Source organism: Aquirufa beregesia, assembly GCF_011090385.1.
Lineage (GTDB): Bacteria > Bacteroidota > Bacteroidia > Cytophagales > Spirosomataceae > Aquirufa > Aquirufa beregesia.
Genome location: NZ_SEWW01000002.1, coordinates 166046 through 191269, shown reverse-complemented (window position 1 = coordinate 191269; position 25224 = coordinate 166046). Strand labels below are relative to the sequence as shown.

General features: G+C 40.1%; 18 protein-coding genes. 9 read left to right on the top strand and 9 right to left on the bottom strand.

Going from position 1 to position 25224, the window contains the following annotated elements; all coding sequences use genetic code 11:
* The first annotated feature begins 17 nt into the window (after positions 1–17).
* The 4 genes from EWU23_RS04705 (at position 18) to EWU23_RS04690 (ending at position 3933) form a co-directional block, all read left to right on the top strand.
* A complete protein-coding gene (locus EWU23_RS04705; RefSeq protein WP_166229367.1) occupies positions 18–416 on the top strand; it encodes a transposase in 399 nt (132 codons plus the stop codon).
* Positions 383–1282, top strand: a complete 900-nt coding sequence (locus EWU23_RS04700) for an IS3 family transposase (RefSeq protein ID WP_166229803.1) — start codon at positions 383–385, stop codon at positions 1280–1282. The genes EWU23_RS04705 and EWU23_RS04700 overlap by 34 nt, the downstream gene beginning before the upstream one ends.
* A gap of 213 nt (positions 1283–1495) precedes the next feature.
* The gene (recJ, locus tag EWU23_RS04695) at positions 1496–3226 is read left to right on the top strand and encodes a single-stranded-DNA-specific exonuclease RecJ (RefSeq protein WP_235942148.1); all 1731 of its coding nucleotides are present in this window, start codon (positions 1496–1498) and stop codon (positions 3224–3226) included.
* Positions 3227–3510: 284 nt separating this feature from the next.
* The gene (locus tag EWU23_RS04690) at positions 3511–3933 is read left to right on the top strand and encodes a hypothetical protein (protein WP_166229365.1); all 423 of its coding nucleotides are present in this window, start codon (positions 3511–3513) and stop codon (positions 3931–3933) included.
* A 54-nt stretch (positions 3934–3987) separates the two neighbouring features.
* On the opposite strand, the gene EWU23_RS04685 is transcribed toward EWU23_RS04690, so the two are convergent.
* From EWU23_RS04685 to EWU23_RS04645, 9 genes are all read right to left on the bottom strand, one after another.
* Positions 3988–6411, bottom strand: a complete 2424-nt coding sequence (locus EWU23_RS04685) for a bifunctional YncE family protein/alkaline phosphatase family protein (RefSeq protein ID WP_166229363.1) — start codon at positions 6409–6411, stop codon at positions 3988–3990.
* A 104-nt stretch (positions 6412–6515) separates the two neighbouring features.
* A complete protein-coding gene (locus tag EWU23_RS04680) occupies positions 6516–7169 on the bottom strand; it encodes a hypothetical protein (protein ID WP_166229361.1) in 654 nt (217 codons plus the stop codon).
* Between the two features lie 103 nt (positions 7170–7272).
* A complete protein-coding gene (locus EWU23_RS04675; RefSeq protein WP_166229359.1) occupies positions 7273–9444 on the bottom strand; it encodes a DUF2231 domain-containing protein in 2172 nt (723 codons plus the stop codon).
* A gap of 12 nt (positions 9445–9456) precedes the next feature.
* The gene (locus EWU23_RS04670; RefSeq protein ID WP_166229357.1) at positions 9457–10914 is read right to left on the bottom strand and encodes a DUF1501 domain-containing protein; all 1458 of its coding nucleotides are present in this window, start codon (positions 10912–10914) and stop codon (positions 9457–9459) included.
* Between the two features lie 4 nt (positions 10915–10918).
* A complete protein-coding gene (locus tag EWU23_RS04665) occupies positions 10919–13252 on the bottom strand; it encodes a PSD1 and planctomycete cytochrome C domain-containing protein (protein WP_166229355.1) in 2334 nt (777 codons plus the stop codon).
* Positions 13252–14688, bottom strand: coding sequence for a DUF1501 domain-containing protein (locus EWU23_RS04660; RefSeq protein WP_166229353.1), 1437 nt, complete (start codon positions 14686–14688; stop codon positions 13252–13254). Before EWU23_RS04660 ends, EWU23_RS04665 begins: the two co-directional genes overlap by 1 nt.
* Positions 14689–14720: 32 nt before the next feature.
* Positions 14721–17516: a DUF1549 domain-containing protein gene (locus EWU23_RS04655; RefSeq protein ID WP_166229351.1), complete on the bottom strand. Its 2796-nt coding sequence runs from the start codon at positions 17514–17516 to the stop codon at positions 14721–14723.
* A gap of 104 nt (positions 17517–17620) precedes the next feature.
* Entirely contained in the window at positions 17621–19123 is a 1503-nt protein-coding gene (locus tag EWU23_RS04650) for a RagB/SusD family nutrient uptake outer membrane protein (protein ID WP_166229349.1), read from the bottom strand.
* Between the two features lie 10 nt (positions 19124–19133).
* A complete protein-coding gene (locus EWU23_RS04645) occupies positions 19134–22202 on the bottom strand; it encodes a SusC/RagA family TonB-linked outer membrane protein (RefSeq protein ID WP_166229347.1) in 3069 nt (1022 codons plus the stop codon).
* Between the two features lie 391 nt (positions 22203–22593).
* Here EWU23_RS04645 and EWU23_RS04640 point away from each other — a divergent pair, with 391 nt between their 5' ends.
* The 5 genes from EWU23_RS04640 to EWU23_RS04620 all read left to right on the top strand — a co-directional run bounded on the left by EWU23_RS04640 (position 22594) and on the right by EWU23_RS04620 (position 25221).
* Positions 22594–22887 carry a Dabb family protein gene (locus EWU23_RS04640; RefSeq protein WP_166229345.1) on the top strand — a complete coding sequence of 98 codons (294 nt, stop codon included), beginning with the start codon at positions 22594–22596 and terminating at the stop codon, positions 22885–22887.
* Between the two features lie 5 nt (positions 22888–22892).
* Positions 22893–23477, top strand: a complete 585-nt coding sequence (locus EWU23_RS04635) for a Crp/Fnr family transcriptional regulator (RefSeq protein ID WP_166229343.1) — start codon at positions 22893–22895, stop codon at positions 23475–23477.
* A gap of 121 nt (positions 23478–23598) precedes the next feature.
* Entirely contained in the window at positions 23599–24318 is a 720-nt protein-coding gene (locus EWU23_RS04630; protein ID WP_166229341.1) for a pirin family protein, read from the top strand.
* Positions 24319–24354: 36 nt separating this feature from the next.
* A complete protein-coding gene (locus EWU23_RS04625) occupies positions 24355–24885 on the top strand; it encodes a YceI family protein (protein WP_166229339.1) in 531 nt (176 codons plus the stop codon).
* A 24-nt stretch (positions 24886–24909) separates the two neighbouring features.
* Positions 24910–25221, top strand: a complete 312-nt coding sequence (locus EWU23_RS04620) for a hypothetical protein (RefSeq protein ID WP_166229337.1) — start codon at positions 24910–24912, stop codon at positions 25219–25221.
* Positions 25222–25224 lie beyond the last annotated feature (3 nt).

Below are 25224 nucleotides of genomic sequence, written 5' to 3'. Positions count from 1 at the left end.
CACAAAAGTCAAAATATATGAAAGCGAATTTACATCAAATCAGGAAAACTCGTTGTTACTCGGAAGCATTTAAACGAGAAATTGTGAGTATGTTTGAGTCTGGGAAATTTAGTGTTTGCCAGTTAGAGAAATTATATAGGATTTCTAATCCAACCATCTATAATTGGATTTATAAATTTTCTACCTTTAACCAAAAGGGCTACAGAGTTGTAGAACATCATGTTAGCACTATGTCAAAACTAAAAGAACTAGAATTAAAAATTAAGCAATTAGAGCAGACCGTCGGTCAGAAGCAAATTAAGATTGATTATCTTGAAAAGATGATTGATATTGCCAAGCTTGAATTAAAAGTTGATATCAAAAAAAACTTCAACACCTCACAATCGACTGGTTTCGAAACAATCAAGGAAAAATAAAATTTTCTTTAAATCAGCTTTATCAAGAAATTGGGATTAGTAAGCAAGCTGTAAATCAATATGCTAAGAGACAATTAGCATTTGATCAATCTATTCAATTGCTTTTACTTGAAGCTGAGGAGTTAAGAAGGGACCATCCTGGTTGTGGGGTTGAAAAGATGTATCATACCCTAAAACCTGATTTCATTGGCAGAGATCGATTTATCGATGTCTTTATGGATTTAGGTTTTAGATTGAAAACAAAAAAGAATTACCAGCGGACAACTTATCCTGCATCTGTTCATTATTCGAATTTGATAAAAGGAATGGAAGTAATGGCGCCGTCAATTATTTGGCAATCTGATATCACATATATTTATGTGAAGCAGGAAGAGAAGTTCTATTACGCTGTCTTTATCATTGATGTTTATACCAAAAAAATAGTGGGACATCAACTTTCAAATAGTATGAGAGCTGATGCAAATGTTAAAGCAATGGAAATGGCTTTAAAAAACAATAAAGCACCCAAAATACATCATTCTGACAGAGGATCTCAATATATTTATAAGCCCTATATAGAGTTATTAAAAGCTAATAAATGTAAAATCTCTATGGCTATTTCTGCTCAAGATAATGCATATGCTGAACGAATAAATAGAACCATTAAAGAGGAATACTTAGACCACTGGAAACCTAAAAATTATGAACAATTAAAAAAGTGTGTTGATAAAGCAGTTTATCATTATAATAACAAAAGACCACATAATAATAATGGGAAATTAAGTCCTGTAAGTTTTGAAGAAAGTTGGAATAATAATAAGTTTTTTTCAAGACCAAGATTTACTATTTTTAACAATGAAAAATTATTAGAAACCGGTCAACTCTAATCAGGGAAGTGCATGTAAAAGGTAGAGTTTTACATTTTAAAATCAAACAATTGATAATCAATTATTTAATTATTTATTCTGGGGATATTTATAGAGATTTATTGATTGAATATGCATTGAATGAATGACCCATAAAATACCTCCAATTCTTTCATTCTAAACCATAATAAAAAACACTAATACCTGTTTTATACCTCTATACGCCGACACTCTATGTTGCCTAAAAAGAAATGGACGCTGTTGCCTCCTCCTGAAAAAGAAGCATTACAACAGCTTTCTCAAGAATTAAGTACCGTTAAAAACCCATATTTCTTACAATTACTTTTATCAAGAGGAATACAAAACTTTGAACAAGCCAAAGCTTTCATGCTCCCTGAAATAGCTTCCATCCATGATCCTTTTTTGATGAAAGATATGGACAAAGCCGTGGAACGGCTTGGCCTAGCCTTGGAGACTGGTGAGAAAATATTGATTTATGGTGATTATGATGTGGATGGCACCACTTCCGTGGCTCTGGTTTATGGCTATTTAAGTGAAATTCTTGGGGCCGATTGCGACTATTACATCCCCGACCGATACTCTGAGGGCTATGGTGTTTCTCAAGCTGGAGTTCAATATGCCAAAGACAATCATTACAGCTTAATCATTTCGCTAGACTGTGGCATCAAAGCTCATGAAAGAGTTGCTTGGTGTAATGAACAGGGCATTGATTTTATTGTCTGCGACCATCACTTACCCGAAGATGAATTACCCGATGCTTTGGCAGTTTTAGATCCCAAACGAAAAGACTGTTCCTATCCCTTCAAGGAATTGACGGGTTGTGGAGTAGGTTTCAAACTCTTACAAGCCTTTATTGAAGCCAATTTTTTAGAGCCCGAGCCGCTTTGGGAACGAATCGATTTACTGGCTTGCAGTATAGCCGCTGATATGGTTCCAATCACTGGAGAAAATCGAATATTTACCTATTTTGGTTTAGAGAAGCTAAGTAACAATCCTTCTCCTGGATTAGCCTACCTACTTCAAAATGCAGGAAGAACGGCTCCTATTCAAGTGACAGATATCGTTTTTTCCATTTCTCCTGTCATCAATGCCGCAGGTAGAATGGACCATGCACATGGTGCCGTTAAATTATTACTAGCATCCGACACCCTAGAAGCCAGCCAATTAGCAGAAGCCGTTTTGAAACAAAATCAAAGTCGGAAAGAAGTAGAAAAAGAAATTGTTCAACAAGCCTTAGAAATATTCCAAGAAGATGCATTTTTACCAACTGCCTTTTCTACGGTACTATTTCATCCTTCTTGGCACAAAGGGGTAGTCGGTATTGTAGCAAGTAAAATGCAAGAACACTATTATCGTCCAACCATCATTCTCACTGAATCGAATGGTCATTTAGTTGGTTCGGCACGCTCTGTCAAAGGTTTTGATATCCATGCGGCTCTAGAATCTTGTGCCGATTTGTTGGTTCAGTTTGGCGGCCATACCCATGCAGCAGGTTTACATTTAAAACCTGAAGATTTACCTGCTTTTATTCAGCGATTTGATGATCTAGTCAAAAAAGGATTAAGTGAAAATCCACCTCAAGCAGAATTATTGATTGATATGGAAGTTCCACTTTCTGCGCTTAATCTAACATTTCACGACAAATTATTGATTCGTCTTTCTCCTTTTGGACCAGGAAATATGATTCCGCTTTTTCAAAGTAATCAACTTTTTCAAAGTGCTCCACCCACCATTATGAAGGAAGCTCACCTGAAATTATTTGTCCAAGATAAACCTGAAAATCCACCTATGGAGGTCATTGCTTTTAACCTAAGAGCTGACTTTTACGAAGGCTTGATGGAGGCTTATTTACAACAAAAACCCATTTCGTTAGTCTATCACCTGGAAGTGAATGAGTTTAGAGGTAACCGAAAACTTCAACTGAGAGCCTTGGATATGGCCTAATATTGGTGGCTTCGAGAATCTCAGCCTCCTTATTAATTTTATTATCGCTCCGCAATACTCTGCTGTTCGACATCTGTGATGTCGAACAACTAGTTAATTCTACATATACTACCTGGATTGCAAAATTTCAACTTCTTATTTTCCATTCGACATCACAGATGTCGAATAGCGGAGTGTCAAAATTCGGTAATGGTGGCTGAGGCTCTCGAAGCCACCATATAGCTGATGATTATCATTTTTAATTCTTTCACCTTCACTTAGTTTTGAAGCAAAGGCTTCAGGTTATGGAAAGAAAGACAATCATTTGGTTCAGTAGAATCTCCTTATTTATTATTTATTTCTGGTTTGGGGCATTGAAAGTAGCTGGTATTTCTCCCGCGGAAAAGTTGGTAGAACATCTGTATGAAGCCACCTTACATCAAGCACTCGGCTTAGATACTTTCTCCTTCTATTTTGGATTTATAGAATGTGCCTTAGGTCTGGTTTGGTTATTTCCAGCCCTCACTTCTTGGGCATTTTACGCATTGATATTGCACTTGATCACCACCTTCCTTCCTACGGTTTTTCTTCCCAATGATACTTGGCAATTCATTTTTACCCCTACTTTGATAGGGCAATACATCATTAAAAATCTAGCACTTTTATCTACAGCTTGGTTTATACGCGAAGCGCATTCAGTGGAATTGAAAATACAACATGAACCTTAGGGACATAGGGTAGCTGTATACCGGTGGCTTCGAGAGCCTCCGGTATGGCAAAAATCAATCATCCCCTTTATCCTTTTTCTTGACAGGGAAGATAAAGGCTGCTCTCTTGGGCCCGGGGAATGGAACATTTCCTTTTAATCCATGCCACAATACCCGATTAAAAGCTACATCATTATTAGCATCTTCTTTTTCAAAATTAAAATGCTCGGATTGCCTTTGCCATTCATTGCGGGCTACATTTTTCTCCAATAAATTGATTTGTGGAATAATCGCTTTAAACTCAAATGGCTTAGCCACGGAATCAAAACTTCTCCACATAGGCATAGCTGCAGCATCATACTGTGTCATAGGAGGTAAACCTAAAATCAGTTCCATAGTACGTAACATAGAACTGGTGGTGTACATGGTATGATCCACAAAATTCCGTTTAACAAATCCCCCTGCCACATAAGCCGTACTCCTATGCGCATCCACATGATCTGCTCCGTTTTGGGCATCATCTTCTAAGATAAACACAGCCGTTTCATTCCAAATTGGGCTTTTAGCTAATGTTTCAATCAATTGGCCCACGGCTAAATCATTGTCGGCCACGTGTGCATAGGGTGTCGGTTTCCCAATTCGTAAACCTTCCGTGTGGTCATTCCCCATACGTAAAGAATTAAATCTGGGAACTCGGTTCTCTTTGACCATTTGTTCAAATTCCTTCTTCCAAATGGCTAAGCGAGTAGTATCCTGAATGGACAAATTATAACTTGGAAAGGTCGGATTAAAATGATTATTCAATACGGGAATATTGGCTTTCCCATTGGAAACAAACTCCCCATAAGTTCTAAAGGACACTCCATAACGGTTACATTGATCCCAAATATATCCATTCTTATTTTGAGATACACTCCGCTCAGCCTCTCCATAAATTCCTCCTCCTCGACCACCATAGCTAGTAGGCCAACTTTTCTCCATGTAATCCGTGGCATAAGCACCCATAGTCCAATGGTGTCCATCTGCACTCACTTCGGCATCCACGTAAAAATTATCCAATAACACAAATGACTCAGCAATGGCATGTTGATTGGGAGTATATTTTCTGCCAAAAAGCAATAAAGTCGTATCCACATTTCCTCCTTTGACATCCGCTAAAACCTGATCATAGGTTCTATTTTCTTTAATGACATAAAACACGTATTTGATTGGGGAAACTTGCCCTGCCTTCATGGGAATAGGAAAACCGGGAGCCTGCTTGTCTGCCATCCCTGATTTTTCAGGTTGATAGGCTGAGTTTTGATAGGCCGCCTTAGTATAAACTGGCAATTCTTGAGGCTTAGGACTAGGAATGACACTCATAGTTCCTTTAAACATAGAGCCAATGTATTGTACTTCCTTTGGAGCATTGGAATCTCCTGCATGTAAATTTACCTCCTCTCCTTTTCGAACAGGTCTGGGGCCATAAGGGTTGGCCATAGAAGTATTTCCTTTGCCATTAATAACCCAGATTTGATTGTTGATTACTTTGACATTGCTAGGATACCAACCCACTGGAATAAATCCTTTGGCCTGACTTTTCCCAGGTATATTGACATCAAAAACGGCCAAACAATTATTATCCGCATTGGCGATGTACAAGTAGTTACTTTTAGGATCAATGGCCAGTCCATTGGTGGTAGATCCCGCTGGAGAATTAGGGTACAAGGCCACATCCAAAGTCTCTGCAACTTTTTGAGTTTTTAAATCAATCACCGAAACACTATTGTCATTGGCATTACATACCATCAAAGTTCTACCATTGGGATGTAGCACCATTTCATTAGGATTATCTCCTACTTCAATAGATTTTTTCCAAAGATTGGTCTTTAAATCAAATACCAAAACCTGATTGCATCCCCAACAAGAAATATACAGTTCATTATTGGAAGGACTCAACAAACACATATAAGCTTCTCCATCCATGCCAAATTGCTTAAGCACTTGATTGCTTTTAGCATCTATGATGTATAAGCTTCGGTTATCACGCGTCACCACATATAATCTTTGACGTACATCATCAAAAGCTAAACCCGATGGCGCAATGCGGTTGGGCCAAGCATCTCCTAATTTGATATCCCCTAGTAAACTTAGTTTCCCTCCAGATACTCCCAAACGAAGTATTTTATTGTCATGACCTCCTGAAACAAACAATTGGGAATCATCTGAATTAAAGGCTAATCCATACCAGGCTTTGGCCACAGTCATGGAATCCACTACTTGTTGTTTAGCCAAATCAATGAGGTAAACACTGTGCTTACTTTGCCCGTTATTGGTCACTGCCGCCCATTTTTTGGAATGACTAATGACCATATTAAGTGGTAAGTCGCCCAAGGGAAAAGATTTCCCGGCTGGACTTAATTTCCATCCGTTAGGTAAAGAAACGGTAGGGCCTATATGCTGGGAATAAGAAAGAAAGGAAAAGCAGCAAATGCTTAGTAGTAAACAGAGCTTTTTCATGGTTCAAAGGAGGTTTAGACTAGCAAGTTAAGGGAAGTCCTTAGCAATACCAATTAGCGTACATAAACTGTTTGTTAAATACACTTATACTCCTCAAAATCAAGCTATAAGCTTAGTCGAACAAAGGCTCCAGTATTCAACTTTTCAGCTTTGAACGGTCCATAATAGTCGAAGTTCATACCAATACCATACGTAAACTTCTGGCGGCTTATCCCTGCACGGAAAGTATATCCACTTCGGGCATGAATTCCTCCATCCACTACTTGATTATACAATACTTGTGCTCTGGTGTAAAGCCTTGTTTTAGGGCTCAAGGAAGGTTTAAATTCCACCAAACTCACTACTTCCATATTGGTTGTTGGTAAAAAACAGATATTAGGAGATACCAAAAGCAACCAGGTAGGGTTTGCTTTAAAATACTGGACTCCCAATAAGGGCACTAACCCAAGTTTAAAATGCCACTGTGCTCCCGCACTAGCTTTGAAATTATTCCCCAAGTCGTAATTAATGGAATTCACTACCACAATTTCTGTTTCTTCGTTTTTATTATGGTAATCTACCGCCCCATTGGTCACATTAAAAAAAGAGAATTTCCCTTTGGCATCAATGGGTTTATTAAGAATTAATTGGAAGTTCATTCGATTATTTCCAAACATCACTTCTACAGGAATAGGTGCAGGTGGAGGGCTTGACTGCTGAGCAAAAGATGTAACACTAAGTAATAGGGTACATACCAAAATTAAAAAGCCATTTTTCATGGCGACAAAGATAAAAGGGGAAATTTAACCACAAACTATATTCAACTCAGAATCAAGCATAAAGCGACAAAATCCCTAATTCCTCAGGATGAAATAGTAGCTACTAATTAAAAAACATCTCGTCGACCAAAAATAAGGCACGCTTATCTTTAGCTGGGTGCCATCCTGGAATCTTCTCTAGCGGCTTAGCCACGATTTTAATGTATTTAACGGTAGAGGCTTTAAATTTTGCCCCAATCAATGGAAGCGTATGTGGGAAATTTTCCTTGGGAATGGCTGGCTTAAACTTAGATAGGAGTTTCCATTGGTTTTCTACTGTAGCTCCCCAAACTTCCACTAATTCGGGAGGGAAAATACCTGTTTGAGTTTCCACCATGATTCTTAGCTCCACAGATGACAACAAAATGGCTTGCTTAAACATGGTCACTAAGACCAAATCATTGTTTCTAACACCTGCCCAGTTATTGGCCCAAGCAGGGCTATTGGCGTTAAAGGATCCTAACCTACCATCAAAAAATGTTTTGGCTCCGGCGGCTTGGTGTACCCGATTGAGGGGTGTTAGTAATACCGCACTATCTGGCCTAAAATGTCCCCGATAAAAATCAAAGCTTGCCTCCTCACTACCTATCCAGCCTGATTTAAAAGCTCTGGTTCGAATGGAGGTATTTTGATTCAAGCGTAAATTTCCCGCAAAGATGGCCGATTTAGCACTGTCTGGAACACTCCCGTCTAAGGTATATCTTATTTCTACTCCTTTAATGGGGTGTCCCAATTGAGCTACAATATACTCATCAAAAATAGTCGATGGGTTTTTCACTTGTGGCGGATTCAGTTTTAAAGGATTGCTACCGTCATCCTGAAAACCACCTACAACTTGAATCCCCCGTAATTGCTTTTGAAGTACCTGAATGTCTTCTCTACTTAATCCTGCATCCCAAACGTAGACCTTTTTTAGGTTCGGTATTGCTTTCATGGCAGAAGCTAATCCTGCTGCTTTCAGTTTAGTTCCAGAAAGGGACAAGACCATCAATTCTTTCATCCCAGCCAATTCCTTCAGACCCACTTCCGTCACGTCAGTAAAATTCAAATTCAAGGTATGCAGGTGTTCGAAGACTTTCACAAATGCCAAATCGGCATTTTGAACCGGCATTTTAGCCAAACTTAAAGAGACTATTTGTCCCTTAATCTCCTTTAATTCCTCCAGCTTAGGGGCTTTGTATTGGGCCTTATTAAAGAAGTTAACCGATAAAGCTGGTGAGTCTTTGGCAAAAAGCATGATGGTCCTATACTCATTCGATAGCTTCTGTACTGTTTTTTCATCTGCTTCTTGGAAGTCATAGGCCTCCACCTGTGGACCCGATGCGGAAGCCAGCAGTTTGGTAGATAAGATCCGCAAGGAATCATTGGAGGCTAAATCCACCACCTTCTTAGTGAAAGAAGCTTTCTCCTTCACCCACCAAGTTAGTAATTGCAACTCATCATCACTCAATTGAGGCTTCCCAATCGGGGGCATGTGTTTTTTGTCATCAATGGACAAATGCGCACGCTGAATTAACAAACTTAATTCGGATTTTCCTGCCACATACAAAGGTCCCGTTTTACCTCCCTTAGCAATGGACTTAGCATCTGTCAATAATAGTTCGCCTTTAATTTTATCTGGATTATGGCAGGTCACGCATTTTTTTTCTAAGATGGGTTGTATCAAATCCTGAAAAACAAGGGCCTCTTCTAAGGGCACTGCTTTATTTTTAAGCAATGGTTCCAACACAAAATTTCCTCCATGGGTTAAATTTCCACCAAAGTGACCCACCAGGATCAACAAAAGCGACATGGAAATTGAGGTGATTTTGGATAGAGATGATTGGTACCAGTCTTTGCTTCGAATCCAATACATCAGGGAAGCTAAGAGGTAAGTAGCCACACCCAACCAACGGTGCCAAAATAAATCTCCCCCTCCATAGCCCGGTTCTTTGGCTAAAAAAATACCCATAATCACCGTTAACGCAGAACTCAATGCTCCTGCCAATATGAGCCATTGGGTAAATTGTAAATAGGTGTTGTTCTTTTGGAAGGAACCATGAAAACGGAAAAATTCCATGAACATGGCCAACAAAAGCAAGACGATGGGAAAGTGTAATAAAAGCGTATGCAGTCGGCCGAGGGGCTGCAAAACCAAAGGAATCTGCAAATCTCCTTCAAATACCAACAAAAAGCCCACAAAGAAAAAAGAGGCTAATAAAATCTGTTCTAAAATACCCGTAAGCTTACTATTCATAAATTAAACTGCTTAGCTAATGATATCTCGAACCACTTTCCCCGATACGTCAGTCAACCGGAACCTTCTACCCATATGTTTATACACTAATTTTTCGTGATCAAGACCCAACTGATTTAAAACTGTAGCTTGGAAATCATGCACATGAACTGGATTTTTCTGAACATTGTATCCTAATTCATCCGTTTCTCCATATACCATACCAGGCTTGATTCCTCCTCCTGCCATCCAAATACTAAAGCAGCGTGGATGGTGATCTCGACCATAATTATCGATGGTCAATTTCCCCTGACTGTAACAAGTACGACCAAACTCCCCTCCCCAAATCACTAAGGTTTCATCCAATAATCCACGTTGTTTTAAGTCTGTAATCAAAGCTGCCGAAGCTTGATCCGTGTCTTTTGCTTGACTCTGAATCTCAAAAGGTAGATTTCCATGTTGATCCCACCCCTGATGGTACAATTGTACAAATCGAACGCCATTTTCAGAAAGTTTTCTGGCCAATAGACAGTTGGCAGCAAAAGTCCCTGGTACTAAACAATCAGGTCCGTACAATTTGATAATATCATCCGATTCTTTCGATAAATCCATCACCTCTGGCACAGCAGTTTGCATGCGATAGGCCATTTCATACTGCTTCACCTTCGCTGAAATTTCAGGATCTCCGAACTCCTGATAGGATAAATCATTCAGCTCAGCTAAATGATCTAGCATCTCTCTTCTTTCCTTGCGGTCCATGCCCTCAGGATCTCTCAAGTATAGAACAGGATCCTCTCCTTTACTAAACTGAACACCTTGATGAATGGAATCTAAAAAGCCATTTGACCATAATTTAGAATACACCCCCTGGCCATTTCCTATTCCACGAGAAAGCAAAACGGTAAAATCAGGTAAGTTTTTATTCTCATTTCCTAAACCATAGCTCAACCACGAACCCATGCTAGGACGATTCCCTTGTTGGGAACCCGTCTGGAAAAATGTTAAAGCAGGATCATGGTTTATGGCCTCCGTATACATGGATCGAATGATGCAAATATCATCCACAATCTTAGAGGTATAAGGCATGATATCACTAATCCAAGCCCCTGATTGGCCATATTGCTTAAAATTGGTAAAGGAAGGTGCCAGCGGAAAGGTAGCCTGATTGGCTGTCATTCCCGTTAAACGCTGCGTACCACGAACAGAGGCAGGAAGATCCAAGCCCATCATGTCACAGAGTTTGGGCTTATAATCAAAAGTCTCTAGTTGAGATGGCGCACCATTTTGAAATAGGTATATAACGCGTTTCGCCTTGGGTGCAAAATGAGGAATCCCAGGAGTAAAATCAGCCCCATCTTGGTCCCCACCATTCAATAAACTAGGAACTAATAAAGATCCTAAGGCCACACTACCTAGCCCTAAACTCATCGTCGACAAAAATCTTCTCCGATTAAAACTTAGCCCGTGCTCTAGTATTTCTTTTTCTAACATCAGCTTAGGTTCTAGTAATGGTTTCCTCTAAATTATAAATGGTATTGACCACCCGCATTAATGCGGCTAAGAGCTGTTTATCTACCTGATTCGGAATAGGATACTCCCCTACAGCCAACAATTTATTAGCTTGTTTCAAATTGATTTTCTTCAACTCTTTACTATAGTACGTAGTCAAAATACTCATCTCTTTCTCCGTAGGTTTCCTGCAAACAATCATCCGAAAGGCTTTATTAATTTTATCCGAAACCTGATTATTTTCTTGCAATAATTTAGCCGCCAATACCCGTGAAGCTTCCAGAACTGTAGGGTCATTCATCATCACCAAAGCCTGCAAAGGTGTATTCGTTTTCAGTCTTCTAACCTCACATACATCGCGGTTACTCGCATCAAAAATGCTCATAGTGGGAGGAGGAACCGTTCTTTTGATTAAAGTATACATTCCTCGCCGGTACAAACTCGCTCCATGATCTTGTACATACATCGACAATAGTCCACGGCCTGAAGTTGCCCCTTCCCATAATCCAGGAGGTTGATAAGGTTTCACGCTGGGGCCGCCAATCATAGGCACTAATAATCCACTGCTCGACAAGACCACATCTCGAACAAATTCAGCATTGATTCGGGAGCGGGAAGAACGAGATAAATAGGTGTTTTCAGGGTCTTTAGCTAATTTCTCCGGACTCATTTTGGCCGATTGGCGGTAGGTAGCCGACATCACCATTTGTTTCACCAAACGTTTGATATTCCAACCGTGCTCCATGAAGTCGACCGCTAGCCAATCCAGTAAAGCGGGGTTCGTGGGTAATTCCCCCTGCATACCAAAGTCCCCCGCTGTTTTCACAATCCCTTTTCCGAAAAACTCTTGCCACATCTGATTGACAAATACGCGGGAAGTCAGGGGATTTTTTTGATCAAAAAGCCATTTGGTAAGCCCTAATCTATTCTTGGGAAGGTTTTTGGCAAAAGGTAAAATGACACTGGGCATGGCTGGCTGTACCACATCACCGGGTGCATCATAATTTCCTCGTTTCAAGATCGTACTAACACGTGCCGTATCTAAATCACTCATGACAGAAACAATCAAGCGCGATGTATCTTGTTTATTGATAAACTTCAAGATTCCCTTAACATCTTCATTGCTGATTTCCATCAAGGGCTTTTTGGCATATGTTTCTGGGCCTCCAATCACAGATTCTATTCCCACCTCTTTTACATTATTGAAAAAGGCGAAGGTTTGGTAATAATCTTTTTGGGTAATGGGATCATATTTATGGTCATGACAACGGGCACATTCCATGGTGACCCCTAAAAATGCTTTGCCAAATAAATCACTTCGATCAGCCACATAACTGACCCGGTATTCTTCCTGAATCACCCCACCTTCTTCCGTAATTTTATGATTACGGTTAAACCCCGTGGCCAATAATTGTTCTTTAGCTTGGGCTGGGGTGGATGTAGGCACTAAATCTCCCGCTAGCTGCCAGGTGACGAACTGACTATAGGGCATGTTTTTGTTGAGAGCATGTATGACCCAATCACGCCAAGGCCATTGTGTCCTGTAACCATCATCTTGATAACCATGTGAGTCAGCATAACGAGCCAAATCCAACCAGTAAACGGCCATTTTCTCGCCATAACTAGGATTCCTCAATAGCTCATCCACCATTTTTTCGTAGGCCTTGGGCGATTTGTCTGCCAAAAAACGATCCATTTGACTCAAGCTTGGGGGTAAGCCGTTCAAGTCTAAAGCCACGCGTTTCAATAATCTTTCTTTATCAGCCTCCTCGTTTGGACTTAAATCTTTCTGCTCCATTTTATGAAGCACAAAATAATCGATCTCATTTTTTACCCAATCTTGCTGGTCTATTTCAGGAAGAGCCGGTTTCTTGGGCGCTACAAAAGCCCAGTGCTTTTCATACTTAGCCCCTTGCTTAATCCACTTTTCAATGAGGTCAATTTCTCGGGCAGATAACTTCAAATGAGAGGCTTTGGGAGGCATCATTTTGGTGGTATCATCCGTGCTGATACGTAAAAACACTTCCGACAACTCTGGTTTCCCAGGTACTAAAGCATAGGCATTGGAATGTTCTTTTAATGCTTTGAACACACTCACAGAATCATCTAATCGTAAACCAGCCTCTCGTTTGTTGGCATCTGGTCCATGACATGCGGAACATTTATCCGATAAAATGGGACGAATATCAAAATTATAACTGACCAATTCGGGGATCGGTTCTTCCTTCGCTTGAGAAGTAGTATTCGATGAACAAGAATCCAAGCCCATGGCCAAGCCAAGCACCAAACTATAGATTAAAAGAACGTGGATTCCTTTCATTAGGCTTCAATCAATACATCTTTGACCACCTGACCTTTCCCATCGGGTGTGGTATAGAAAGGTCTTTTCTCTATTTCATATTGTGTATCTGCCTTAATACCTAAGGCATGATACATGGTTTGATGTATCCCTGCAATTTTTACTGGATTTTCAATGGTTTTGCAAGGTCTTTCATCTGCCGTTTTGCCATAGACATGTCCACGCTTGATGCCTCCTCCAAACATGAGAATGGAGCATCCATCCGTAAAGTGGCGGTGCATTCCATAAAACTTCATGTCGTTTAGAATCTCTGGCTGGTTGACTTGTTCCTTGACCGTTTGATCTGGTCGGCCTTCGACCATCATATCCCGACTAAACTCGGAGGCCACGATCACTAAAGTTCTATCCAAATGACCTGTTTTATCCAAATCTTTAATCAATTGAGACACAGGACCATCAATTTGCTTTTTCATACCCACCATACGAGTATGGCCATTTTCATGGGTATCAAAACCAAAGAATGGTTCATATTCGGTCGTCACTGAAATAAATCGTGCTCCTTGTTCGGTCAATCGACGAGCCAATAGACACCCTAGTCCAAAGCGACCCGTATTATAAATATCATAGCTTTCTTTTGGCTCAGAACTCAGATTAAAGGCTTTAGACTCAGGAGAGTTCAATAAAATATAAGCCTGCTCCATGGAACGACGTAGGGATTCTTTCTGATAATCACTACCAAAATCCCCAAACGGACTTTTACTTATTAAATCATTGTAAAGTTTATTTCTCCCTTCAAATCGCTTCATGTTCATCCCTACTGGTGGGCGAACACTATCCAAACCTTGGCTAGGATCTGGAATAAAAAACGGGCCAAATTCATTTCCTAAAAAACCTGCTGAGTGAAAGGCTTTTAACTCTTCTCCTTCCCCCACAGTAAAGCGTTGACCAATGTCAATGAAAGCAGGAATAACTGGATTTTTGGGGCCTAATTCTTTGGCAATCCAGGCACCCATGTGAGGTGCAGCCACCGTTTGTGGAGGTTCATAACAGGTATGCCAATTGTATTGATGCCGAGTATGCAAGATATGCCCTAAGTCAGCAGCCACATAAGAACGTATTAATGTTCCTTTATCCATCACACCACCTATGCCTTCCAATCCCTCTGAAAAATGAATTCCATCCAATTTAGTAGGCACGGATTTGAACGTACTTAGCACTCGATTCCCTTCCATTCCTTTTTCATATGGCGTATATCGTTTCGGGTCAAATGTCTCAGTATGTGCCATGCCACCTGCCATCCATAACAGGATCACGGTATCTGCCGAAGCAGCCCTTTGGGCAATCGGATTATTAGAGCCTGCGAGCAAACTAGCCATAGGCGAGTTCATCCCCATAGCCGCCAAGGTGGCCATGCTCGTATTCTGTAAAAATTCCCTTCTGTTATAATTCGTCTTCATATACAAAAATACACGATATTCTGTTTCAAAACTTAGATAATTAATTGAAATTCAGGAAGTAAGGTGATAGCCCATACAAAATCCTGAACTCCTTCTATACTCGGTTTTTTACCCAAGTATCGAATGGCCAATTCCATCTCACGAGAACTTGGGTTCCTTCCCAAAGCCTGACGATACAAAGCGTTGACCAAGGCATCACTACTGCTATATTTGGCTACCCAAATCTTAGCTCCAGTATTCAAGGTATAATTGAATTTAACTCCATTCGTCAATTCCAATGCTTGTAATAAATTGGCTTGAGAGGTTCTACTCGTGGATACTGTCTCTCGGTTTGGCCTGCCTAATGCCGTTAAAAACGGATCATTTTTAACCAAAGCGGCCCGAGCAAAAGGAATATCCTTTTTGATATCAGCAGGCAACATCTTGACCGCCAAGGCAGAATCCGAATACAATGGGAAGAAAGATTGACTCACCGCATCAGCAAATTGCTCGGCAGTTAATCGACGTTTTGTCATTCCTTTAAAAACATAATTGGAAGCTGTCAACATGGACACTTCTTTGAAACCTACCGTAGGTAATTGATAAGTTTTAGAGGTGAGAATTTGAAACATTAAACGCTTCATATCTGAACCATTATTGGCAAAATCATAGGCCAAATAATCCAATAAATCCTGACTCCATGGTTCATTGTCCATCACATCGACAGGTTCTACAATACCGCGTCCCATCAATTGTGCCCAAACCCGGTTGACCAAAGTACGGTAAAGGCGACCATTTTTCTTTTGAACTAATATATCGGCCAGCTGAACCAAGCGATCGGCTGTGATGGGTGTTTCTTTAATTTTACCAAGTGAATTATACAAGACGCCACGGCCAGCCATGCGACCAGTAGGTAGATCACATTTATGAATCTCCAAGGTTTGGTCGGCAAAAACATTGGCGAAGGCATAAGCATCATCCAATTTCCAATCACTAATAAAGCTATCGTGACAAGAAGCACATTTCAAGTTTAAGCCAAGAAATACTTGAGCCACATTTTGCGCCGCTTGCATCTCGGTGCTTTGACTGGAATTAATCGTTCCTCTCCATTTAATCCCTTTGATAAAACCTTCTGACTCCTTGTTAGGATTAATTAATTCTTTAACAAATTGATCATACGACTTATTATTTTTCAAAGAGCCATACAGCCATTTTGATATGCCAAAGCGACCACCCGTGATGTAGCCAGTTCCAGAATAATCATTTCTCAAAGCATCATTCCAGAAACTAAACCAATGCTGGGCATAAGCTGAGTTGTCGCTCAACAAGGATTGAACTAAAAGTTCCCTTTTATTGGCTCTTTTATCCGAAATAAAGCTTTGTATGGCTTGTGGGTTAGGTAGTAAACCCTGGACATCTAAATAAACTCGACGAATGTAGGTGGCGTCATCGACGGGTTTTTTCCAAGCAATCTTATTTTTCTTAAAATATTGATCTACAAATAAATCAATAGGCTTTTGGGCTTGAGCATTGGCCGATGGAAGATTCGGCAAACGAGGCTCTAATGTAGCTACCCGGTACAAGCTTTTCTCCGGACCCGTTGGCCATGGAGCACCTTGTTTAATCCAAAATTCAAGTAAAGCGATGTCTTCTTTTGTTAAGCGCTTGCCTTTAGTTGGCATGGCATCATCATGTCCTTCTGGTAATTTCACCCGATGAATAATATCACTTTTTTCAGGGTATCCTGCCACTAAAATAGGCCCGCTTTCACCCCCTTTAAACAGGAGTTCTTTCTTATCTAAGCGAAGCTTACCTTTGGTTTTGGTGGCATTATGGCAGCTGTAGCAATTATGGGCTAAGATGGTTCGAACTTTGATGTTCAATTCATCTACTTGATTCGTATTCAATAGCTGGACTGCTGGACTAGCCAAGGCATTTTCTCCTTCTTGAAAGGCCGCTGGAACAGGTCCAGTAGGTAAGTCGTTGGCAACAGCAAGATCCTTTTCCTTTTCTTCAGGTAAGGCTAAAGGACGTGTCGTGTTTGGAGAATTAGGCCAAGGGGCTCCTTGCTTAATCCATGTTTCCAACACTTCAATTTCCGCTTTAGTCAAGCGCTTACCTTTAGTGGGCATGGCGTCATCATGACTAGCAGGTAATTTGATGCGATGAATGATATCGCTTTTTTCAGGATGGCCGATAATCAAAGCGTCTCCATTTTCACCTCCTTTTAGGACATATTTCAGCTCGTCTAAACGGAGCTTACCTTTTACTTTTTTGGTACCATGACAATTGGTACAATGTTTGGTCAAAATGCTTCTAGCCTCAATAGCCAATGCTTCTTTCTGATCTACATTGATATCTCCTTGTAATTTTTTGATGTCAATTTTTGGCACCACGGAAGTTGAATCCTTGGCTATTTCAGAGTTCCAAGCAGAACTTAAATAATCATCACCATGAGTCAACATGGCTCCATAATGGCCAGCAAAAGTGACTCCAAAAACAGAGAGTAATAATAATGCCCGATAGGATTTCGTTTCATCCGCTTTAAAAGCTAATAAAGCCAATGCGGTTAAAACCAAGGTGGCGATTCCAGACCATTGATGCCATACTACCGTGCTTCCGGTATAATCATCTTGATTGGAGAGAATCAATCCAAATGCTACGGCCAATAGGGCAGAAATACTGACTACCCATAACATCAAATGAATGGCTGGTTTGAATTGATGGGATGACTGCCTCCAGGAAATTACTTCCAGCAGGAATACCACCCATAATAAACTTAGGGGAAAATGGACAATTAAAGGGTGTAATCGACCTAAAAAGGTAATAAGTTCAGTACTAGTTTGCACAGAAAAGTTGTTATAATAGGTTTCTCTCTTTGTATTACCGAGGCACGGAGAGCAAGTCCGTGCACTCGGCAATTTTACAAAGATTAATCTAAATAAAAAATCCCTTAATTATACCCTGGGTTCTGGGTTAATTTACTGTTAATCAAAATCTGCGGGGCAGGAATGGGTAAGTAATATTCAAAATCAGAATACACATAATCCAAGGCATTAAAGGCAATTCCTCCACGAGCTACCGTTGGATTCGCCTTTTCTCTAGCACCATGGCCATTCATGAATGTAGTCAATTCCGCAGGCGTCATGGTTCTTTGTAAATCAAACCAGCGCTGATTTTCAAAGGCCAATTCCACACGACGCTCTTGCATGATGGCTGCACGTAATCCTTCTTTGGATAAACCTGCCAAATCTGCTAATCCCGCTCTTTTACGGATGGCATTCACATAGCCTAAAGCTTCAGCTGTAGGACCCGCTGATTCATTGATAGACTCTGCTAACATCAATAAAGCATCTGAATAACGTAAAACTGGCCAGTTATTATCTGAACGGCCGGAGATGGTGTGCGGATATTGGTATTTAGCCACATAAGGAATTCCAACAAATGTACCGTTCAAGGTATAACCCGTTTTCAAAGAAATATCCTTACGTAAATCCCCTGCCTCATAGGCATTGATCATATCACGAGTGGGAATATTTCTTCCACTTGGAGTGGTGTTGGCATAACCTGTTACAGCTCCTTGAGACAAGCGTGGCGCAAAAACGTACACGAAGTTACTTTGCTCCCCTAAGTCGTTACCCCCTTGGTATTGAACCTCAAAAATTGACTCTGGTCCATTTTTCTTCGCTGGATCAAAATTGTCTTTGTAGTTCGCATTCAAAGAATAGCCTAGACTTAAAACATCCTTTAAGGTAGTAGCTGCAGCTGCATAGTTCTTTCTCGTTAAATATACTTTACCTAATAAAGCTACTGCTGCACCTTTAGTCGCCTTGCCTCTTCCAGAAGCTGGATAAGTGGCAGGTAATAACTTAACTGCATCGGCCAAATCCGTTTCGATTTGCTTGTATACCTCGGCTTGAGGTGAACGTACTAAATCAAAGGATTCATTGGGATTAGACAAGGTTTTGGTGGCTAATACCACATCTCCAAAATAACGAGTCAAATTGAAATAGTGGTAAGCGCGTAAAAATTTCAATTGTCCTTCTATGGCCGACTTAGCCGTGGCATCGATGGTCGATGCAGCTAGTTTTTCCAAGGCATAATTGATGTTGTACATCGTGGCATAATGGTTATTCCAAAGTGCATTTATTTCACCATTTCCCTGATTTACGGTAGAGAATTCAAATGCCTCCCAACCAGCAGCGCCTCCTCGATCCAATGGATTGAAGTCTAGCGTGGTGTTGTCTGACATAAATTCCTGTTGAATATAGGCTGAGTTAGTAATCGTTTGTAATTGGCCATATATTCCACTCAAAGCTTGATTGAATTGAGTTTCGTTTTGATAGAACAAATCTCGACCAATCCTCGTAGGGTCTGTTGTCTTCAAAAAGTCTTCTTGACAAGAGAACTGGATGAAGCAAAAGGATAATAATATTGAAGCTGTTATTTTTTTCATTTCTGTAGAATTAGAAGTTTAATTTAACACCAAGAGCTACTGTTCTAGGAACTGGATATGCCTCATCGTCATTGTTCAATTCCGTACCACCTCTAACACCTGCATCTGGGTTATTTCCTGGGTAATTGGTGAATAAGAATAAGTTATTCGCAGTAAAGAATACTCTAGACTCACTGAATATATTACTCATTTTAGGAAGTTTATATCCTAAAGTCACGGCCTTTAACCAAACATAACTTCCGTCATACACATAACGCTCACTACTTTCACGAGACCATTTAAAATAACTCGTTCCTCCTTGTGAGTTTTTATCGTTTGGATTAGTCCCCTGGTTGCTAGCTGATCTCCAGCGATCTTTCGCTTTATCCAACACGTTAAATACACCGTCCATGTTCATGGTAGATGCTTCAATATTGCGGTAGATGTCGAAATCCTGTGCCCCTACAAATAATACGTTCAAATCCCACTGGCGATAATCAGCAGCCATGGTCCATGCCCAAGTAAAGGCAGGGTTAGGATTGCCAATCTCTGTCATGTCTTGCGTATCATAAGAAATAACGCCATCACCATTCATGTCTTTGAACTTCATACCTCCAGGTATAACCCCGTCTTGCTTAGCCCAAGCATCAATTTCTGCCTGCGTATTGAAGATACCTTCTTTTCTGTAGCCATAAATCATACCAATAGGACGACCCACTTTCATGACATTGTATCCGCCATAAAAACCTCCATACCAAAGCATATCATTGGCTCCCTTAATGGCCAAAATTTTACTCTGATTCATGGTCACATTCATGTTCGTTCTGAAATTCACTGGACCAAAACTGGTACGATAATCCGCACTTAATTCAACTCCCGTATTTTGAACCTGACCAATGTTATCCAAACTCGTAGTAAAACCAGATACTGCTGGAATAGAAACAGGCAATAGCATGTCGTTGGTTACCTTTTTATAATATTCAAAGGTGAATGTCAACTTATTATTAAATGTGGCTAAATCTAAACCAATGTCTAATTGATCCGACTTCTCCCATTTCAATGACGAGTTAGCAAATGAACTGATCACCTTACCTGCTGCGAAGCTATTTCCTAAGATGTAGTTATTGGCCCCTACGAAAGCTAAGCTAGGATAGTTACCGATGTTATTGTTACCTGTTACTCCCCAGCTGACACGAAGTTTCATGTCATTAATAAAGCTGAGGTCCTTCATGAATGGTTCTTCAGAAATTCTCCAACCCACTGAAGCCGCTGGGAAATCTCCGTATTTATTGTTGTCTCCAAAACGTGAGCTACCCTCTCTACGGAAGGAAGCCGAGAATAAATACTTGTCTTTCAGAGCATAATTGACACGAGCAAAATAGGCTAATAAGGACCAGCTATATTCATAGGAGTTGGATGAACGAATAGACCCCGCTCCTAAATAAGGAACCAAATCATCTGGAAAAGTATTGGCTGAACCATCAATTCCATACACTTGCTCTTTCTGTGAAGTAAAACCAACCATAGCATCTAATTTATGCTCTTCTCCAATTTTAGGAGAATAAGTCAGCAATTCATCAAATGATACGTTTTGTAATTGCTCTGAAATATCACGTGCCGTAGCAATTCTCGGAGGTGCTCCTGAAGTACCCGAAGCCACTGATGCTCCAATTGTCGACGGAACATATTCTTTAAATCGATTGAAATTCATTTTACCATTAACGGAAGTTCTAAATTTCAAACCATCCAGGATCGTAAACTCAGCAAAGGCATTGGCTAACACATCCGAAATATTTCGTTTACGAATAACGTTTTGCAATAAATATACTGGGTTAGGAAATCCAAAGGCTCCATCTACACCACCAATATAAGGACGCATCGTTCCATCGGCATTGTAAATCGGTTCCCGAGGATCCATCAATAAGGCTCCACCAACCAAAGCACTACGTCCGTCAGTATTAGCAACATTTTGACGAGTCAAACTTCCATTGACATTCAAACCCACCGTTAAAAACTTATTCACCTGACCCCCGTTATTGGAACGTATCGAGATACGATCATAATCGGTGTTCATGATGGTTCCATCTTCTTTATAGTAACCCACAGAAAACATCGACTTGATTGGCCCTTTACCCGAACTAATGGTCAAGTTGGCATCCTGATAGGCCGAATTCTTGTTGATGATGGCACCAAACCAATCGGTAGAATATTTGGTCTGCTCAGGATAACGATATCCAATGGGAACTTCTTCTAAAGAGGGTTCTCTATTTTGCAAAATTCGAATGGCATCCATAAAGACATCTTTCTTGAATTGAGCAAACTCTTGACCATTTAACATTTTCACCCGACGCGAATCAGGAATACTGTTTACTCCATAATCCAAGGAGAAATTCACATTCACTTTTCCTTCTTGTGCATTTTTCGTCGTGATTAAAACTACCCCGTTTGAACCTCTTGCTCCATAGATGGCAGTAGAAGCCGCATCTTTCAACACAGAAATACTTTCGATATCGTTGGGGTTAAAATTAGAACCCACTGATGTTCCCACCACAAATCCATCTATTACATACAATGGATCACTACCTGCTCCCAAAGAGCCTATACCACGAACACGCACCTCAAAAGCTCCACCAGGAGTTCCCGCTTTTTGCTTCACCACAACCCCAGAGGCACGGCCCTGTAATAATTGGTTCATGTTGCTAGCAGGCTGCTCCCCAATATCCTTCATGCCAATCACTGAAACGGCTGAAGTGATGTCTTGTTTTCTTTGGGAACCATAACCAACCACCACCACTTCAGTCAATTCTTTTTGATTTTCTTCCAAAAGAATATCGATCACCGTACGCCCTTGTACTGCTTCCGACTTAGGTAATAAACCTACTGATGAAAAATTTAGAACCGCGTTTTTAGATGCTACTCGAATGGAATATTCTCCGCTAGCGTTGGTTACTGCACCGTTATTCGTTCCTTTCTCTAACACCGAGGTGCCAGGAACTCCTACTCCTCCGGTAGTGCTTACCTTACCTCGGACTTGCACACTTTGAGCAAGTCCTTGATAAACCAGGAGCATACAAAAAATTAGTAATGATAGTTTTTTCATAATAAGAGGTTTGAGTTTGGTTGTAAAAGGGTTGTATAATACCTGTTTCCCAAATAGAACTATTTACAGAAACAATGATATTATTAGGCCCAACTAACTCATTTGAGTAAAGTCAACCATCCTTAACTATCCTTATAAAATTAGAGGTCCAACTATTGTATCTTTTTGATAATCAAGGCAAATTGAATAAATGATTATTATACGGTTGGCTATACACACAAGAGCAAAAAGAAATAATACAATTTTTTCGAAAAAAAATTAAATACCCTATGCTCCTGATAAAAAAAACCATAAAGTATGACCCTGCGCATAAAGGAAAAAATAGTATCTATTCAAGATTCAAATCTGAGTTCAACAAAATATTTCTACCTTTGAACATAAATTTTTAACCATGATTTACCATTCTGTTTTTCTTCAATTCAAATCTGATCTTAGCCAAGAACAGCGTGATCTATTCTTTTCAGAAGCTAAAAAATTGGCGGAGATTCCTTGGGTACAATCCTTAGAGTGTCTTCGAGAAATTAGTCCTAAAAACTCCTATGAATTTGGCTTAATCATGCAGTTTGAAACAGATGCTTTATATGAAGCCTATACCCATCATCCTGATCATGTCCGTTTTGTCGAAAACATATGGATACCATCGGTGGCCAATTTTCAGGAAATTGACTACACGGTGATTCTCTAAACATCATGTCGGAAAATCCAGTTTTAGCCAACATTAAAAAACTCATTCCCCTAAGTGAGGCGGATTGTGAATTGATTAACCAAACCTGGAGAAAAGTAAAAATTGCTAAAAAGGAATATTTATTTGAGCGAGGAGAAATCACGAAAGACGCCGCATTAGTTATATCTGGCTGTTTAAGATCCTTTTCTTTGGATGAAAATGGATTTGAACATATCATGCAATTTGCCCCAGCCAACTGGTGGATTACCGACATGTACAGTTTTATATCTCAAAAACCCGGTGATCTCAGTGTTCAAGCCATCATGGATTCCGAAGTGGTATTACTTAGTCGAAAAGACCAATTGATGCTATTTGATAAAATCCCAGCACTAGAAAGGTATTTTCGGATTTTGACAGAAAACTCCCTAGTAGCTTATCGACAAAGACTCATTGATAATCTCAGCTTAAGTGCCAAGCAGCGCTATGCCAATTTTTGCCAAACCTTTCCTACTTTAATTAACGATGTCCCACAAAAGCTGATAGCTGCCTACATCGGTGTCACACCAGAATTCCTAAGTAAGATGCGCAGCGAATACCTTAGATCCATTTAATTGTTGATTCATTTTCAATTAAGGCTATTTTCTAATGAATTAGCTCCATTTGCTTTCTTAATCTACATTATGTTTTTGGGAACTATTTGTTCAGACCTTTGTATTGTTAATTCAAAACAATATGACAAAGAGCATCTTACACAAAGCAGACTCGAGGGGCAAAGCCAATCATGGATGGTTACTTAGCTCTCACACGTTTAGTTTCGCCAATTATTATGATCCAACAAGAATTCATTTTGGCGCACTAAGAGTACTCAATGATGATATGGTCAAAGGTGGAATGGGTTTTGGCCAGCATCCACACGATAACATGGAAATCATCAGTATTCCATTGGAAGGAGATTTAGAGCACAAGGATAGTATGGGTAACGTAGCGGTTATTCGCCAAGGAGATATTCAAGTAATGAGTGCCGGAACAGGTATTTACCACAGTGAATATAATCACCATAAAGATGAAGCCGTTAAATTCCTTCAGATTTGGGTATTCCCCAATAAGAAAAACGTGACGCCTCGTTATGACCAAATCACCTTGCAACATAAGGATAGCCTAAATCAATTGCAGCAAATCCTATCCCCCAATCCAGAAGATGAAGGTGTATGGATACATCAAGATGCTTGGTTTCACTTAGGTCATTTTGAAGAAGGAAAAAGCGCTCACTATCAAATAAAAAAACCAGGAAATGGCGTTTATGCCTTTGTTCTGGAAGGACAATTCAACATCGATGGAATCGATTTGGATCGTCGGGATGGAATAGGCCTTTGGGAGCTTGATGGCTTCGATGTAAAAGCAACAGCTGAAAATGCAAAAATTCTTCTCATGGAAGTCCCTATGCACATTTAACTCATAAATAATTAACATAGTAAACAACCAACAAACATGGCAAATTTAACATGGGCATTAGACCCGACTCACTCAGAAATTCAATTTAAAGTAAAGCACTTAATGATCACGAACGTGACGGGTGGATTTGCTGATTTCAATGTAAATGCTGAAAGCTCTGACGAATCTTTTGCTGACGCAAAGATCAATTTCACAGCCAAAGCAGCTAGTATCACCACAGGAAACGAACAACGTGATGCTCACTTGGCTAGTGCTGATTTCTTTGAAACAGACAAATTTGAAAACATCAGCTTTAGCTCTACGGGCATCGAAAAATCTAGCGATGATGAGTTTAACCTATTAGGTGATTTGACCATCAAAGACGTTACCAAACCAGTAAAAATTCATGTGGAATTCGGTGGTGTAGCCAAAGATCCTTGGGGAAATGTAAAGGCTGGATTTACCATCAACACGAAAATTAACCGTACGGATTTCGGTTTAAACTGGAATGCAGCTTTAGAAACAGGTGGCGTTTTAGTCAGTGAGGAAATTAAAATCGCTGGAGAAATCCAATTAGTAAAAGCCTAGCCATTATTTTATCCTATGCTCAACATGAAAATATTTAATGTCTTAGTCGTAGGGAAAAACGAAGCAATCGTCGCATTGCTTATTAAACTAGTGAATAAGTACCCCGAGCTTTCTGCTCAGGGTACTTGTCAGCTAGAAGAAATCCCATCTATATGCCTGAAAAGCCCTCTTGACATATTGCTTTTCAGCAGCGGCTTGAGCTTAGATCAGGAAAAAGAAATTTCACAGATAGTAGCTCAAATTCATCCAAGCGTAAAAATCGTGGAACATTTTGGTGGAGGCAGCGGATTATTACGTACAGAATTAAATCAGGTTCTCGGGATAGAATTAGCCTGATTA

Excerpts from the sequence above, each read along its gene's own strand:
- EWU23_RS04705 (WP_166229367.1), top strand. The coding sequence starts at position 18 with ATGAAAGCGAATTTACATCAAATCAGGAAAACTCGTTGTTACTCGGAA.
- recJ (WP_235942148.1), top strand. The coding sequence starts at position 1,496 with ATGTTGCCTAAAAAGAAATGGACGCTGTTGCCTCCTCCTGAAAAAGAA.
- EWU23_RS04690 (WP_166229365.1), top strand. The coding sequence starts at position 3,511 with ATGGAAAGAAAGACAATCATTTGGTTCAGTAGAATCTCCTTATTTATT.
- EWU23_RS04685 (WP_166229363.1), bottom strand. The coding sequence starts at position 6,411 with ATGAAAAAGCTCTGTTTACTACTAAGCATTTGCTGCTTTTCCTTTCTT.
- EWU23_RS04680 (WP_166229361.1), bottom strand. The coding sequence starts at position 7,169 with ATGAAAAATGGCTTTTTAATTTTGGTATGTACCCTATTACTTAGTGTT.
- EWU23_RS04675 (WP_166229359.1), bottom strand. The coding sequence starts at position 9,444 with ATGAATAGTAAGCTTACGGGTATTTTAGAACAGATTTTATTAGCCTCT.
- EWU23_RS04670 (WP_166229357.1), bottom strand. The coding sequence starts at position 10,914 with ATGTTAGAAAAAGAAATACTAGAGCACGGGCTAAGTTTTAATCGGAGA.
- EWU23_RS04665 (WP_166229355.1), bottom strand. The coding sequence starts at position 13,252 with ATGAAAGGAATCCACGTTCTTTTAATCTATAGTTTGGTGCTTGGCTTG.
- EWU23_RS04660 (WP_166229353.1), bottom strand. The coding sequence starts at position 14,688 with ATGAAGACGAATTATAACAGAAGGGAATTTTTACAGAATACGAGCATG.
- EWU23_RS04650 (WP_166229349.1), bottom strand. The coding sequence starts at position 19,123 with ATGAAAAAAATAACAGCTTCAATATTATTATCCTTTTGCTTCATCCAG.
- EWU23_RS04645 (WP_166229347.1), bottom strand. The coding sequence starts at position 22,202 with ATGAAAAAACTATCATTACTAATTTTTTGTATGCTCCTGGTTTATCAA.
- EWU23_RS04640 (WP_166229345.1), top strand. The coding sequence starts at position 22,594 with ATGATTTACCATTCTGTTTTTCTTCAATTCAAATCTGATCTTAGCCAA.
- EWU23_RS04635 (WP_166229343.1), top strand. The coding sequence starts at position 22,893 with ATGTCGGAAAATCCAGTTTTAGCCAACATTAAAAAACTCATTCCCCTA.
- EWU23_RS04630 (WP_166229341.1), top strand. The coding sequence starts at position 23,599 with ATGACAAAGAGCATCTTACACAAAGCAGACTCGAGGGGCAAAGCCAAT.
- EWU23_RS04625 (WP_166229339.1), top strand. The coding sequence starts at position 24,355 with ATGGCAAATTTAACATGGGCATTAGACCCGACTCACTCAGAAATTCAA.
- EWU23_RS04620 (WP_166229337.1), top strand. The coding sequence starts at position 24,910 with ATGAAAATATTTAATGTCTTAGTCGTAGGGAAAAACGAAGCAATCGTC.